This is a genomic window from Phyllobacterium calauticae (assembly GCF_019991125.1).
Taxonomy (GTDB): domain Bacteria; phylum Pseudomonadota; class Alphaproteobacteria; order Rhizobiales; family Rhizobiaceae; genus Phyllobacterium; species Phyllobacterium calauticae.
This window is the reverse complement of record NZ_JAGENB010000003.1, coordinates 75,807-89,969: the sequence shown is the minus strand read 5'-3', so window position 1 is coordinate 89,969 and position 14,163 is coordinate 75,807. Positions and strand designations below refer to the sequence as shown.

Sequence of the window (14,163 nt, the reverse complement as noted above, 5' to 3'; positions counted from 1 at the left end):
GTACTTGCCCTGTAATACGCCATTGACAGGAAGCATTCGCCCTCATCAATTGTTGGTGTCCGGCCCTTGAGCGGCCGCGTTGCGTGCCCGTTTCATCAGCCGTGCAGGGAGGAACAGAATGGCAATTGCACCCTTTTTGACGCTCAAACGCCATCTGAAAGCGCCGCCGCGGCTGGTGTGGGCCGCCTGGACCGATCCCTCGATGATCGTGCGCTGGTGGGGCCCCACGGGGGCCAGAACCCTGAAGGCGGAAGCCGATCCGCGCCTTGGCGGCCGCTATCACATCGTCTTCGTCACCCCCGATGGCGAGCAGCACGATGTCAGCGGTGTCTATTGCGAGGTGCTGGTCGAGCAGCGCCTGGCCTTTACCTGGATGTGGATTACCCTGCCGGACCGGGAGTCGCTGGTAACGCTGGTGCTGGAACGGGTGGATGACGGCACATTGCTGACACTCATCCATGAGAAGTTCTACGACGAGGCGGCGCGGGATCGTCACAGGCAGGGCTGGAGCGGCGCGCTCGACAGTCTTGAGAATTTTATCAATCAACAGGCGGTGGATCATCGTGACTGAACATTCTGCAATCACATTTCGCCCGGCCTCACTGTCCTATCTGCCATTGATGGCGAAATGGCTGATGATGCCGCATATGCGTGACTCCTATCAGCCGGACCCGATAACCCCGAGCGAGGTTGCGGAGGAATATGGGCCATTGTTCACCGGAGAGACGCCGGATATCTGTCACATCGCCTATTATGGCGAGCAGCCTTTCGGTTATCTGCAATGCTACCGCAACGCGGACTATGAGGACGAGCTGCCCGCGCTCGACTATGGCATCAGCGTCGACCTGTTTATTGGCGAGCCGGACTATATCGGGCGCGGCATCGGTTCGCTGATGCTGAGGGAATATCTTGCGCAAATCGCCTTCCCGCATTTCACCGATGAGCGGTTTGCCTATATCACCCACGAGGCGGGCGATCTGGATGCGATCAGGGCATCGGAAGCGGCTGGTTTTCGGCCGGTTGACGAATTTGAAGAGGATGGCGACAGCGTTATTCTTTTCAGGTTCGAACGCAGCAGCAACGACAATAAAAAAGGCGGCGCCTGAGCACCGCCTTTCATGAAATCAGCACAAATGGTGATTAGCCGTTGAGGGCATCCTTCAGAGCCTTTGCAGGCTGGAAGGCAACCTTCTTGGAGGCTGCGATCTTGATCGTTGCGCCAGTTGCAGGGTTACGGCCTTCGCGAGCAGCGCGCGACTGTACCTTGAACTTGCCGAAGCCTGGCAGCGAAACTTCGTCGCCTGCGACGACGGCATCGGTGATGCCCTTAAGAACGCTATCAACAATCGCCTTGGACTGAACCTTTGTAAGACCCTGATCAGCGACGAGCTTCTCGATAAGATCGGACGTATTCATGTTGGCGGTTTCCTCAGTATATTCGTTGATCGAAGGCGTCTGTATGGCATGCGTTGCCGCCCCTGTCATCAGGAATAGGACGCATTTTCGGGGTTTATACCCAGTGTTTACAGGGTTTTTTGCAAAACCGGCTATGATTTTTCAGATCGGAGCCGGATGACGCCTGCAAATTCAGTCCGGTGATTCGGCCTGTGATTCCGCAGGTTCAGGGCTGCCGGTCTGCAGAGCGTCGGGCATCTGCCAGATCGGAGGGTTGCCGATATGGCGTGCCACGTGGTCGATAAAGGCGCGCACCTTGGCCGAGACATGCCGGGTCGGCGGGTAGACCGCATAGATCCTGTAGGGCAGCGGCCTCGCCTCCGGCAAGACCGGGATGAGCGTGCCGCGCCGCAGCGCTTCGGCGGCGATGAACATGGGCAGGAGCACCAGGCCCAGTCCGGCGATGGCCATGTCGCGCATGGCTTCGCCATTGTTGGCCACGATGCGCCCGTGCATGGCAACCGAAATGGGTTCGCCGGGGGCTGCCGGGTTTTCGAACTGCCAGAGCTGGCTGGTGTTGACGTTGGAGTAATCGATGCACGCGTAGGAGCCGAGTTCGCCGAGGTTTTGCGGCAGGCCGTTGGCTGCGGCAAAGGCCGGGCTGCAGCATATGACGCGCGGGTCGGTGCACAGCTTGCGCGCGATCAGGCTGGAATCCCGCAGGATGCCGATGCGGATACCGGCATCGAAGCCGCCTTTCACGAGATCGACCATGCGGTCGTCGAGTTCAACGGCGATTTCGAGATCGGGATATTGCCGGGCGAAATCGGCAATCAGGCGGCTCAGGTAAAACGTGCCGAAGGTCATCGGTGCCGTGATGCGCAAGGTGCCGCGAATGGCACTGTAGCGCTCCCCGACCGTGTCGGCCGCTTCGGTGAGCTCGCGCACGAGCGGCCGGACACGCTCGACAAAGGCGCGGGCATTGTCCGAGGCGAGCAGTTTGCGCGGCGAACGCTGGAACAGTTCCGTACCGAGCGCCGCTTCCAGATCGGTGATGCGCTTGCTGACCACGGATTTCGACAGATTGAGCCGGGCGGCAGTCATGGTGATGCTGCCCGTCTCCATCACGTCGAGAAAAGTTAAGAGATCGTCGAAGCGCCATTTCATGGTTCTCTTATAGAGGACAACAGCGCAACAACAAAGACGGTTCAGGGAAAATCGTTCTGCCCTGCCGAACATGGGTTGCATCGAAGCGGGCTTTATATCGGCGCCCGTAGCGCAGATATTCACCCCAACGGCGCATGAGCGCCAGGCAACACCATTCAGGAGGCTTTCATGTCCCTACAATTGACAGGTATCCATCATCTGACCGCCATCACGGCGAATGCCCCGGAAAACCTGCGTTTCTACACGCAGACCCTCGGTTTGCGGCTCGTCAAGAAGACAGTCAACCAGGACGATACCAGCGCCTATCACCTGTTCTATGCCGATGGCGAGGCAACGCCCGGCACCGACCTGACCTTCTTCGACTGGCCTGTCGGCCCGGAGCGGCGCGGCACGCATAGCATTGCGCGCACGGGTCTGCGCGTCGGCAGCAAGGCCAGCCTTGTCTGGTGGAAGGCACGCTTCAACGACCTTGGCGTCAAGTCGGACGAAATCGTCGCAATCGGCGGCCGTGACTCGCTCGATTTCGAGGACGGCGAAGGCCAGCGTTTCCGGTTGATCGATGATGGCGGCGCGGGCCCGTCGCATCCCTGGGACAAGAGCCCGGTTCCGGCCGAACACCAGATCAGAGGCCTTGGCCCGATCACCATCAGCGTGCCTGATATCACCAACACGGAAGCCATTCTTCTGCATGTGATGAACATGCGCCAGACCAGCACCTATCCGTCTCCCGACGGGGCCGGTCATGTCCACGTCTTTTCCATGGGTGAGGGCGGACCTGCTGCCGAACTGCACGTCGCCGTCCAGCCGGATCTTCCCGTGGCCCGTCAAGGTGCGGGCGCGGTGCATCACGTGGCGTTCAGGGCGCCGGATGTGCAGCAGCTGCACGAATGGACGGAACGGCTGAAGAGTTTTCGCATGCCTTCCAGCGGCGAGGTCGAGCGCTACTATTTCCGCTCGCTGTATTTCCGCGAGCCCAATGGCATTCTGTTCGAGATTGCCACGGATGGTCCCGGCTTCACCGTTGACGAACCGCTGGAAACGCTGGGCGAAGGATTGTCCCTGCCGCCGTTCCTCGAGGGCAAGCGGGCGTCCATCGAAGCAAACCTGAAGCCTCTGGTCTGACCAGAATGAATAAGGCCCGACGCGCAAGCGTCGGGCCTTCCTGCATTTCAGGCCTCTTGATCAAGATTGGCGGCAATCCATTGCTTGATGGCTTCAATGTCGTGCTGGCCGGTTTCATGCCCGGCATGGACACGCTGGACGATAAGTTCCGCTCCGGCCTGCCGCAGCAGCGCTTCGAGATCAGGCGTCTTGGCGCCGAACAGGTCGTGGTCGCCATTGATCATCAGAATTTTCGCATGGCTCAAATCCGCGTGCGGTGTCTCCTCAAGAACATTCATCGCGCGCAGGAGAATTGCATTCCTGACAAGGCCGGGATGCAGCAGCATGGTTGCCACCAGCATGTTGGCGCCGTTGGAATAACCCAGAAACACCGTGCGTTCGAGATCGAGACGATAGGCCTCGGCCGCCTCTTCGATGAAGGCTGCCAGTGCTTCGGCCTCCGAACGGATATCCTGCTGATCGAAACTCAGGGGGCCGAAGCGGCGGAACCAGCGGCCGATACCCTCTTCGTTGCTGCGCCCGCGTAAACCAATGAGGGTGGCATGCGGCGCGGCATTGGCGGCAAGCGGCAGCAACGTTGTCTCATTGCCGTCGGAGCCATGCAAAAGCACAAGCGTCAGGTCATCAGTGTGGTCGGGCGTATAGACGCGGTGCACGAAAGGCAGCTCGCGGTAGAGGAACCGCTCCTCGCCGGGCAGGCCGAACTGCGGCAGCATCACTTTGAGATTGGCGGCCTCTTCGGCAAAATGCGGCGGAATGAACAGTTGCGTGCCGAGCGTTTCCAGCGGCTCGTCCACAAGCATGCCGGGACCGTCGGTCGCCATCTCGAACAGCGTGCCGCCGGGCTCGCGCACATAGATCGAGTGAAAATACTTGCGGTCATGCATGGCGGTCGCGTCCGACCCATCCCTGATCAGGCTGTTGTAGGTCTCCTGGACATGGGCGATATCGGGCGCGCGGAAGGCGATGTGATCGACCGTGCCGGTGCCGGGCGCCGAACTCCAGAAGCCGCTGGCATCGCGCACATCGACGCAATCGCCGGTATCCGAAACCATCCGCACAATCGTGTCGGTGCGCTCGCCGGCGTGAAAGCCGAAATAGGTTTCCAGAAAGGCGCAGGTGGCCTGCGGCTGTTCGGTGAGGACAGTGGCGCCGCGGATGCGCCGGATGGCGTCTGCCGCGGCAATACCCCGGACGGTCCAAGGCGCGGTGCCCGTTACGCCTGATGTTCCGACGAGTTTCACGATCACGCCGTCGGGATCTTTCAGTCGCAAGACCGTTTCGCCGAACTCCTGTGCGGGGCCGGTGACGGCAATGTTGTGCTGGAGTGCGCGGGTCAGCCAGAAGCCGATGGCATCCGGGGCGATGGCAAGCGCGATTTCGCTCGGCTGCCCGTAACCCACCCGGCCGAGCGACCCGTCTTCCCAGACGAGAAAGGTGATCAGGGACCCGGGGGACGCGGAGGTGTCGCCGTAAAAGAGGTGAAGCTGGGTCGCGTCTTCATAACCGCCGGTGCGCTTGACGAGGCGAAGGCCGAGAAAACCGGCATAGAAGTCCACATTCGCCTGAACGCTGCGGGTGATCAGGGTGATGTGGTGGATGCCGCTTGTCATGAAGTTCCTCCGCCTGTGGATCATGCGACCAATATGCGGCGATCAATACGGGGAAAGCCAGCGGGCGGCAATCAGGCAGGGCCTGAAAAAACAACACCCACCGCGGGAGGAGGTGCGGTGGGTGCTATTTGTAAAGGCCGGCTGGGAGGAGGAGTGCCGGCCTTTGAACGTTCGGAACCTGGGAGGAGGTCATCCCGAACGTTAACTTTGAATTCGATTAGCGCGCAGCTGCGGCCTTCTTGGCAACGAAGGCGATATCGCCACGGGAGATGCCGAGGTCGTTCAGTTCACGTGCGGACAGGCGGTTCAGTTCCGTGACGGTGTCACGATAACGGCGCCAGTTGTTGTAAGAGCGGATCAGGTTCATTTCACTCACCTTGGTAACTTATTGTTTGTTGGATCATTTCTTGATCGTGACCTGCATATAGTCGATGCCCGGCGAAACTTGCAGTGACAAGAATGCATAGCTGCTTTGCAGGAAGTGCGGAGTGGATGGCCAAATTGGGGCGGGTCGAATCACGTCAATCATGACGGCCTTGAAGGGGCGCAGAAACCCGCTTCCATCTTGCCGCGGCAGCCGGCCCGTCCGGTTATCGCTGCCCGTGACTGCGGACCTTTTGAACGACCCTTCGCAGCGGCTGCGTCATCCGCCACGAGGTGCTCGATCGGATGGCGGTCAGTTCCTCCTGCAGCCGCAGAATAATCTGCGCCTGTTCCCGGGACATTTGCTCCAGTGCGCTGTGGTCCGGATTGTGCCTGTCCATGGCTGCGGCATGAAGAAGCCGCATCTTCTTGATCTCGCGCCGCAGGGCAATGTTGTCGAGCTGCTCCAGCGACGGAAAGTCATCCGATGCCGCCGCCGGGAGTTTTGGCAGGGTTTGCACGGCAATTTCCGATTCCACCCGCACTTTTTCAGGATCTATCAGGCTCTTGTGCAGCGGCAGAATGGATTCGAGGCTCGCCGACGGGGGCAGGCATCCCCGGAGCGTGGAAAAGAGATATTCGGGGTCCTGGGTGAAACGCGGAAAGGCGATGAGATAAATCGGTATTCCCGCCCGCGTCAGGCGCTCGACAAGGTGGTGGAATCCCACGGCCAGCAGCCGGGCCTGATCGACGGGATCGAGCGCATACACCGCGCCTCCGGGTGTTTCTCCCCAGTGGTCCCATGTCCGCGCTTCGTCGGCCATCCATTCCTGGGTGTGATGGAGTCTCTGCAGTTCGAGAATGATCCGGCTGCTTGCCGCTTCCGCCAGATTGCGTATGGGAATGATGACGCCGTCAATCGTAATGTCGGTGCGCTTGAGCACCTCGTCGATGAACTGGTACAGCCAGGGGGATTTGACGACGTAGGGAAGGTTCGCGCCGCCATGGAGGACAAGATCCTCCAAACCGGCATTGGCGTCCTCTATCAGATGGGTCTGTCCGTTGGATCTGGTGATGTGTGTGGTCAGTCCCAGGGCATCGAGATATCGGACGAGAAGGCTCGTTCCGGCCCGGCCTGTACCCGCGATGAGGAGATGATTTGCCATGCGTGTCTCGTATTATCTGGCAAACAGATACACCCGGCCTTGGGCGGAAAACAGTTACAAGTTGTTAAGTTTGTTGATCGCGAAAAAGCCCGTTTTCTGGGCATGGGGACGCCGCCTGCGGGCAGACTTTTCGGTGCCGCGGCGGGGACGGCAAATCGAAATCCCCGATTGAACCGGTATTGAGCATGGCCTTGCTGTCGGTTCGCCGGGGCTTGGGCCAAGATCGGGCTCCTGATCCCCACGCGAGAACGAAGCCGTGTACGACGAGTATGACGACAAACAACACCTGCATTATACGACACCGGTCTGGGTGCATCTGCTGGCCTTTGGCGTCGTGGTGGGGATTGCCGTGCTGATCTGCGAAGTGTGCCAATCCCTGGCCTAGAATCAGGATTGCCGCGTCATCGGCCAATGCCGGTCGCGCTAACAGCGATATCGATTTTCGTCGGGAAGGAATGGCGCGCCCGAAAGGATTCGAACCTCTGACCCCCAGATTCGTAGTCTGGTGCTCTATCCAGCTGAGCTACGGGCGCGTGCCACACTTGCGCGTTCGTCTGCGCAGGCCGGTTCGTAATCGGTTGGGCTGTGAATTGCAAGCAGCTTTGGCAAAAAAACCGCAACAATTTTTTGCCGGAACGTCGCACCCCGGTTTATTCGGCGGCTTAGCGCCTTTCCGGCCGTGTGCACCCGCGTCTTTCTGGCAGAAAAGAAAAGGCCCGGAGAATGTCCGGGCCTTTGTGCAGGTCTTAAAGGTTGCGCCCGATGGCGAGGAACTTGTCGCGCCGGTCTTTCCTGAGCGCTTCGCCGTCCATCGATGCCATGGATTTCAGGGCAACGTTGATGATGTTGCCCGTCGCCTCGATCACCGCATCCTTGCCGCGATGGGCGCCGCCCGTGGGTTCGGGAATGATGCCGTCGATGATTTTCAGCTCGTACAGGTCCTGTGCCGTGATGCGCATGTTGGTTGCTGCATCCTTGGCGCGGGTGGAATCGTGCCAGAGGATCGATGCCGCGCCTTCCGGCGAGATCACCGAATAAATTGCATGTTCGAGCATGTAGACCCGATTCGCCGTGGCAATGGCGATGGCGCCGCCGGAGCCGCCTTCGCCGATGATGACGGAAACCATCGGCACTTTCAGGTTCAGCGATGCCGCGGTGGACCGCGCGATGGCTTCCGCCTGTCCGCGCTCTTCCGCGGCGATGCCCGGAAAGGCGCCGGCCGTATCGACGAGCGTGATGACCGGAAGGTTGAAGCGGTCGGCCAGGTCCATGACGCGCACGGCCTTGCGGTAGCCTTCGGGCATGGCCATGCCGAAATTGTGCTTGAGGCGGGACTTCGTGTCGTTGCCCTTTTCCTGGCCGATCACGGCGACGGCCTGGCCGTTGAAACGGGCAAGACCGGCCTGGATGGCCTCGTCTTCGGCAAAGTTGCGGTCACCGGCGAGCGGCGTGAAGTCCGTGAACAGCTTGCCGATGTAGTCGACGCAATGCGGACGGTCGGGATGGCGGGCGATCTGCGCCTTCTGCCAGGGGGTCAGCTTGCGGTAGAGATCGCGCAAAGCCTCGGCCGACCGCTTTTCCAGGCGGGCAATCTCGTCATTGGTGTCGAGTGCGCCGCCTTCTTCCGCAAGCTTCTTCAGTTCGAGAATCTTGCCATCGAGATCAGCAACCGGCTTTTCGAAATCGAGATAGTTGTACATGGACGACGTGTCTGCCTGCATAACGGTGGATTTTTCACGACCTAACTGGCTGTTGCGGACGCTCATGTCAAGGAAGCATGGCCGACAAGGCGCGTTCGCGGCGCCAGTTATAGGGATAATTCCGGCGAAGGTGTGGTGGAAACCCGTGGATAAGGACGAAGTTCAAGGCCTTGCCTGCGTGGCGTGCCTGGCGGAAGAGCCGCCGCGGGCGCCGTTCATGCATCCGGCTTCCTGGTCGATGCCCGGGGTTTGGCCGGTGCCGTCTTGCGTTTCGGCGCCGGCTTCTGTGCCGGTCTCGCCGGCTTGGCGGGTTTTGGGCGCTGCCAGCCGATCCACGCGCCTTCGCCGTCGTAATAGTGAAAGCCCTGCGATGCATTGTGCAGGCCCTTGCGCAGCTCGTCGATGTCGAGACCGGGCATGTTCTGCAGAAGGGCGGGCGGAAGATGGTCGATGTTCAGCCAGTCCGCATGGAAATAGATGTGTTCGGGTGCCTTTTCGTTGTCAACGATGATGAACCATTCGCTCTCCATGTAGTCGCCGAACCAGGGGTCGGGAAACATGGCCTGTTTGAAGGAGAAGCCGAAACCGTCGATCTCGTCCCAATCCCAGTGCTCCCGCCAGCCCATGGAGCGGATCAGCTGGCTGGACCGCGTGAACCCGGTTTCGTCGAAGCGCATCACTTCGCTATCGGCTTCGACAGGCGCCGGTTCCGGTCTCGAAAACAGCTTTTTCAACAGCCGCCACATAGAGAGTCCCGCCAAGTCTATGGTCCCGCCTGTTTCGCGGGGGAATGGGTTCAGTCTGCCAGAGGGTGGTGCTCCGTGACAAGGCGGTGCAAGCGCTCCTCCATGACATGGGTATAAATCTGGGTCGTTGAAATATCCGAATGACCCAGCAATTGTTGGACCGCCCGCAGGTCCGCGCCATTCTGCAGGAGATGGCTGGCGAAGGCATGCCGTAACACGTGCGGCGAGATTGCTGAAGTCACAAGTCCGGCACGGGCGGACAGCCCCTTCAATTCGCGGGCGAAAACCTGCCGCGCCAGAAAACCGCTTTCGGAGATGGCCGGGAACAGCCAGGGATTGCCGGCAAGGTTCGGCAGGGCATCGCGTACGGCAAGATATGTGGTCATTGCCGTGCGGGCCTTGCCGGAGAGCGGGACCATGCGGTCCTTCGAGCCCTTGCCGCGCACCATCAGAAAGCGGTGATCGGACCGGGCAACCGTCACCGGCAGCCCGACCAGCTCGGAAACGCGCAAGCCCGTCGCATAGAGAATTTCCAGCAGCGCATGCAGGCGCAGGGCGCGCAGATGATCGCCCGCCGGGGCCGCCGCGTCCAGGGTTTCCAGTTCGGCCCGCGCCAGCAGTTTCTCGACATCCGCCTCGCTGAGGATTTTTGGCAGCGAACGGTCCTTCCTTGGCGCGTCCAGCGTGCCCGTCGGGTCATCGGTGCGGATATTTTCCGTATAGAGAAAGCGGAAGAACTGGCGCAGAGCCGAGAGCCGCCGTGCCTGCGATGTCGCGGCATAGCCGCGTCCGGCGATATCGTCGAGATAGGCGCGGATTGTTGCGGGCTCCGCCACGGTCAGCTGCACGCCGGCGGCACTGGCGAACGCCGCCGCATCCTCCAGGTCGCGGCGATAGGACTCGAGCGTGTTCTGCGCCGCGCCGCGTTCGGCGCTCATCATCTCAAGAAATGTTTCTATCGCTGCTGCTGCACGCATGGCTCTACTTTGGATTGCCGGGTTTGACATTGAGCTTTTCGGCGGGAATGCGGATGGTCAGTTCCGTCTGCGTCGGATGCACGAAGGTCACCAGCGCCAGCATTCCCGCATAGACGAGCCCGGCGAGAACCGCGAGGGTGATGATCAATCGGGTCAGTGTGGGCATCAAATCGACTTTGCAAGCTGGCTTTCCATGTTCCATAATCCTGCAACGGAAACTCTTATGAATTGATGAAGGCCAGACATAAGGACAACCCCACACTTTGCTTGACGAAAGCCCGGTTTTCCTGTCGAAACGCATTTATGAACAGCATTGACGATATTCTTGGCACAGCCCAGGTTCCGGAGTTGGCCCGATCCATCCGGGAGCGCCTGGGGCACCGGTCTATTGTGCTCGTCGGTTTGATGGGCGCAGGCAAATCCACCGTGGGTAAAAAACTGGCTTCGCTGGTCGAGCTGCCGTTTTTTGACGCCGATAACGAGATTGAAAAAGTCTCGACCATGACCATTCCCGAACTGTTCGAGGCCTATGGTGAAGCGGAATTCCGCGATCTGGAGCGCCGGGTTATCGCGCGCATGCTCGAAGACGGCCCCATCGTTCTGGCGACCGGCGGCGGCGCCTATATGAACGAGCAGACGCGCGGCGCCATCGTATCCGAAGGCATATCGATCTGGCTGAATGCCGAACTCGACGTGCTGATGAACCGCGTGGTGCGCAAGCAGAACCGGCCGCTCCTGAAAAGCGACAATCCGCGCGCCGTCATGGAACGGCTGATGAGCGAGCGCTATCCGGTTTACGCGCAGGCGGATCTGACCATTCTCTCACGCGAGGAAAAGAAAGAAATCATCGCGCTTGAAGCGATGCAGGCCGTATCGCAGCATCTGGACAACAAGGAATCCCCGCGATGAGCGCCCTGACGACAGTTCCGGTCAAACTCGGAGACCGTTCCTACGACATTCTCATCGGCGCGGGCCTGATCGAGCGCGCCGGGCAGGAGATTGCCGGGCGCACGGGCGCAGGGCGGGTGGCCATCGTCACGGACGAGAACGTTGCCGCGCTGCATCTGCAGCGCCTGGTTGACAGCCTGAAGGCCGCCGGCATCGAATCGACGCCGGTTCTCGTTGCCCCCGGTGAAAAGTCGAAAGGTTTTGCCACGCTCGAAACCGTCACCAATGCCATTCTGGCTGCCCGGCTGGAGCGGGGCGATATCGTCATCGCCTTTGGCGGCGGCGTGATCGGCGATCTCGCGGGCTTTGCCGCAAGCATCGCCCGGCGCGGCATGGGCTTCGTGCAGATACCGACCTCCCTGTTGGCCCAGGTGGATTCATCCGTTGGCGGCAAGACCGGCATCAACACGGCGCATGGCAAGAACCTTGTCGGTGCTTTCTACCAGCCGCAACTGGTGCTGGCCGATACGGATGTGCTCGACACGTTGAGCCCGCGCGAATTTCGCGCCGGCTATGCGGAAGTTGCCAAATACGGGCTGATCGACCGGCCGGATTTCTTCGCATGGCTGGAGACGAACTGGCAGGGCATTTTTGGCGGCGGGCCGGAGCGGACCCACGCCATTGCCGTATCCTGCCAGTCAAAGGCCGATGTCGTGGCGCGCGACGAGCGCGAAACCGGCGACCGGGCGCTGCTCAATCTCGGCCACACATTCGGCCACGCGCTGGAGACAGCCACGCAATACGATTCCGCCCGTCTCGTGCATGGCGAAGGCGTTGCCATCGGCATGGTCCTCGCCCACCAGTTTTCGGTTAAGATGAATCTGGCGAGCGCCGACGATGCCCGGCGGGTCGAAGCGCATTTGCGGCAGGTCGGGCTGCCGGTTTCCATCGACGACATTCCCGGTGCCTTGCCGCCGGCGGAGAGGCTGATGGAGTATATTGCCCAGGATAAGAAGGTGACGCGGGGCACGCTGACCTTCATTCTCACCCGCGGTATCGGCCAGTCCTTTATCGCCCGGGATGTGCCGCCATCGGCCGTTCTCAGCTTTTTGCAGGAGAAACACCCAAAATGAACCTGGAACTCTGGATCTTTTGCGGAATCATTTTCCTTCTGATCCTGATGTCTGGTCTTTTTTCAGGATCCGAAACCGCGCTGACCGCCGTGTCGCGCGCCCGGATGCACCGGCTCTCGAAGCGCGGCGATGACCGTGCAACGGTTGTCGAAGGTCTCATCGAAAAGCGCGACCGCCTGATCGGTGTCATGCTGATCGGCAACAATCTCATCAATATTCTTGCGTCATCCCTGACCACGAGCATGCTGCTCAACCTGTTCGGACAGGCGGGCGTTGCCTATGCCACCGCGATCATGACCGTGCTTCTGGTGATCTTCGCCGAAGTGCTGCCGAAATCCTGGGCGATATCGAGCCCCGACCGCAATGCGCTGGCGCTGGTGCGGTTCGCACAAGTTGCCGTGTTCATCTTCGGCCCGCTGTCGGACCTCATCAACTGGATCGTGCGCCGTATCCTCGGTCTGTTCGGTATCGATCTCGGTTCGGTGAAATCGATGCTGTCGGCGCAGGAGGAACTGCGCGGCGCCGTCGATCTCCTGCACCGGGAGGGTTCGGTGGTGAAGCGCGACCGCGACCAGATCGGCGGTCTGCTCGATCTGCGCGAGCTCGAAGTCTATGACGTCATGATCCACCGGACGGATATGGATTCGATCAATGCCGATGATCCGATCGAGGAGATCATCGGCCAGATTCTGGCGAGCCACCACACCCGCATTCCGGTCTGGCGCGGTGACAACGACAATATTGTCGGTGTCGTGCATGCCAAGGACCTGGTGCGGGCCATCCGCGATTCCAACCGGGATTTCTCCAAGATCAACATCATGAAGGTGGCGACCAAGCCCTGGTTCGTGCCCGATACGACAACCCTGCAGGATCAGCTCAATGCCTTCCTGCGCCGCAAGGCGCATATCGCCATCGTCGTGGATGAATATGGCGACGTGCAGGGCCTGATCACGCTCGAAGACATTCTCGAGGAGATCGTCGGCGATATCGCCGACGAGCACGACATCGACGTTCAAGGCTGCCGCCCCCAGCCGGATGGGTCGGTATTGGTTGATGGCTCGGTTCCGATCCGCGACCTCAACCGGGCGCTCGACTGGAACCTGCCGGATGCTGAGGCCACGACCATTGCCGGTCTCGTCATCCACGAAACCCAGAGCATCCCCACGGAAAAACAGGCATTCACCTTCCACGGCAAGCGCTTCACCGTGCTGAAGCGGGAAAAAAACCGCATTACCCGGCTTCGTATTCGACCTTTGGAGGATGACGAAAAGGGCAAAACCAGTTAAGCTGCCGCCACTGGTTCGATTATTTTAAGATATTGTTTTTTCAGACGCTTTCCTGCGCATAAGCTAGGGGCTGCATGCATATTGTTATTGCCATTTTAAGTGGAATTGCCGCGATTTTTTACTGGATGTTTCGGCTGCAATGGGCCGCTCGTTCCATTCGGGATCTGGACAGAAATACGCCTCGTCTGAGAAACAGGAGCAAGCGGGTATTCGACCGTCTCGTTGGTTCGCGCCATAGCCGGATCTGTGATCCACGGCTGGCGGCAACCGTGCTGATGATCCAGCTCGTGCGCACCGGTGCGCCGCTGACCCAGGCTGAAAGACGGCAGATCATCGCGCTGGTGGCCGGTCCGCTGGGGATCGGCGCTCCGGATGCGATGTTTCGCAAAGCCTGGCGCTATACCAGACGCCGGGGTTCATTCCCCTCGATGGCTGACGATATGGTGCCGATGCTGCGGGCGCGCCTGAGCGTGGACGAGCGTTTTCAGCTGATCGGCATGCTGTGGCAGACTGCCGCCGCCTATGGCGGGGAGAGCGAGTTGCAGGCGCAGATGATCGCCCGCCTGCAACGGCAACTGATGCAAAGCGAGGAGGTTTAGGCAGGAAA

17 protein-coding genes and 1 tRNA gene are annotated in these 14,163 nt (G+C 60.3%); 8 read left to right on the top strand and 10 right to left on the bottom strand.

Annotated features, from left to right (window positions below):
- Positions 1–118 precede the first annotated feature (118 nt).
- A complete protein-coding gene (locus J1W56_RS12255) occupies positions 119–571 on the top strand; it encodes an SRPBCC family protein (protein ID WP_223613581.1) in 453 nt (150 codons plus the stop codon).
- Positions 564–1,106: a GNAT family N-acetyltransferase gene (locus J1W56_RS12250; protein ID WP_223613580.1), complete on the top strand. Its 543-nt coding sequence runs from the start codon at positions 564–566 to the stop codon at positions 1,104–1,106. Before J1W56_RS12255 ends, J1W56_RS12250 begins: the two co-directional genes overlap by 8 nt.
- Before the next feature lie 34 nt (positions 1,107–1,140).
- Here J1W56_RS12250 and J1W56_RS12245 read toward each other — a convergent pair whose 3' ends face one another.
- Both J1W56_RS12245 and J1W56_RS12240 read right to left on the bottom strand, forming a co-directional pair.
- Positions 1,141–1,416, bottom strand: coding sequence for an HU family DNA-binding protein (locus J1W56_RS12245; RefSeq protein WP_091880272.1), 276 nt, complete (start codon positions 1,414–1,416; stop codon positions 1,141–1,143).
- A gap of 171 nt (positions 1,417–1,587) precedes the next feature.
- Entirely contained in the window at positions 1,588–2,562 is a 975-nt protein-coding gene (locus tag J1W56_RS12240; protein ID WP_223613579.1) for a LysR family transcriptional regulator, read from the bottom strand.
- Between the two features lie 168 nt (positions 2,563–2,730).
- Between J1W56_RS12240 and J1W56_RS12235 the strand changes: the two genes are divergently transcribed.
- On the top strand, positions 2,731–3,684 hold the full coding sequence (locus tag J1W56_RS12235) for a ring-cleaving dioxygenase (protein ID WP_223613578.1): 954 nt from the start codon (positions 2,731–2,733) through the stop codon (positions 3,682–3,684).
- Between the two features lie 47 nt (positions 3,685–3,731).
- On the opposite strand, the gene J1W56_RS12230 is transcribed toward J1W56_RS12235, so the two are convergent.
- The 3 genes from J1W56_RS12230 to J1W56_RS12220 all read right to left on the bottom strand — a co-directional run bounded on the left by J1W56_RS12230 (position 3,732) and on the right by J1W56_RS12220 (position 6,826).
- The gene (locus J1W56_RS12230) at positions 3,732–5,297 is read right to left on the bottom strand and encodes a VOC family protein (protein ID WP_223613577.1); all 1,566 of its coding nucleotides are present in this window, start codon (positions 5,295–5,297) and stop codon (positions 3,732–3,734) included.
- 217 nt (positions 5,298–5,514) lie between these two features.
- The gene (locus tag J1W56_RS12225) at positions 5,515–5,664 is read right to left on the bottom strand and encodes a DUF1127 domain-containing protein (protein ID WP_091879951.1); all 150 of its coding nucleotides are present in this window, start codon (positions 5,662–5,664) and stop codon (positions 5,515–5,517) included.
- Positions 5,665–5,887: 223 nt separating this feature from the next.
- On the bottom strand, positions 5,888–6,826 hold the full coding sequence (locus J1W56_RS12220) for a hypothetical protein (RefSeq protein WP_223613576.1): 939 nt from the start codon (positions 6,824–6,826) through the stop codon (positions 5,888–5,890).
- 256 nt (positions 6,827–7,082) lie between these two features.
- Between J1W56_RS12220 and J1W56_RS25990 the strand changes: the two genes are divergently transcribed.
- Positions 7,083–7,211, top strand: coding sequence for a hypothetical protein (locus J1W56_RS25990; RefSeq protein WP_264319131.1), 129 nt, complete (start codon positions 7,083–7,085; stop codon positions 7,209–7,211).
- Between the two features lie 71 nt (positions 7,212–7,282).
- On the opposite strand, the gene J1W56_RS12215 is transcribed toward J1W56_RS25990, so the two are convergent.
- From J1W56_RS12215 to J1W56_RS12195, 5 genes are all read right to left on the bottom strand, one after another.
- Positions 7,283–7,359 (bottom strand) — tRNA-Arg (locus J1W56_RS12215).
- Between the two features lie 213 nt (positions 7,360–7,572).
- Positions 7,573–8,526, bottom strand: coding sequence for an acetyl-CoA carboxylase carboxyltransferase subunit alpha (locus J1W56_RS12210; protein WP_223614118.1), 954 nt, complete (start codon positions 8,524–8,526; stop codon positions 7,573–7,575).
- Positions 8,527–8,741: 215 nt separating this feature from the next.
- Positions 8,742–9,287, bottom strand: a complete 546-nt coding sequence (locus tag J1W56_RS12205) for a hypothetical protein (RefSeq protein ID WP_223613575.1) — start codon at positions 9,285–9,287, stop codon at positions 8,742–8,744.
- Between the two features lie 35 nt (positions 9,288–9,322).
- Positions 9,323–10,249, bottom strand: coding sequence for a site-specific tyrosine recombinase XerD (gene xerD / locus J1W56_RS12200; protein ID WP_223613574.1), 927 nt, complete (start codon positions 10,247–10,249; stop codon positions 9,323–9,325).
- A 4-nt stretch (positions 10,250–10,253) separates the two neighbouring features.
- Entirely contained in the window at positions 10,254–10,415 is a 162-nt protein-coding gene (locus J1W56_RS12195) for a histidine kinase (RefSeq protein ID WP_223613573.1), read from the bottom strand.
- Positions 10,416–10,552: 137 nt separating this feature from the next.
- Between J1W56_RS12195 and J1W56_RS12190 the strand changes: the two genes are divergently transcribed.
- The 4 genes from J1W56_RS12190 to J1W56_RS26165 all read left to right on the top strand — a co-directional run bounded on the left by J1W56_RS12190 (position 10,553) and on the right by J1W56_RS26165 (position 14,155).
- Positions 10,553–11,158 carry a shikimate kinase gene (locus J1W56_RS12190; RefSeq protein WP_223613572.1) on the top strand — a complete coding sequence of 202 codons (606 nt, stop codon included), beginning with the start codon at positions 10,553–10,555 and terminating at the stop codon, positions 11,156–11,158.
- Positions 11,155–12,270 carry a 3-dehydroquinate synthase gene (gene aroB, locus J1W56_RS12185; protein WP_223613571.1) on the top strand — a complete coding sequence of 372 codons (1,116 nt, stop codon included), beginning with the start codon at positions 11,155–11,157 and terminating at the stop codon, positions 12,268–12,270. Before J1W56_RS12190 ends, aroB begins: the two co-directional genes overlap by 4 nt.
- Positions 12,267–13,556 carry an HlyC/CorC family transporter gene (locus J1W56_RS12180; protein ID WP_223613570.1) on the top strand — a complete coding sequence of 430 codons (1,290 nt, stop codon included), beginning with the start codon at positions 12,267–12,269 and terminating at the stop codon, positions 13,554–13,556. Before aroB ends, J1W56_RS12180 begins: the two co-directional genes overlap by 4 nt.
- 74 nt (positions 13,557–13,630) lie before the next feature.
- The gene (locus J1W56_RS26165; RefSeq protein ID WP_404928131.1) at positions 13,631–14,155 is read left to right on the top strand and encodes a TerB family tellurite resistance protein; all 525 of its coding nucleotides are present in this window, start codon (positions 13,631–13,633) and stop codon (positions 14,153–14,155) included.
- The last annotated feature ends 8 nt before the right edge of the window (positions 14,156–14,163 follow it).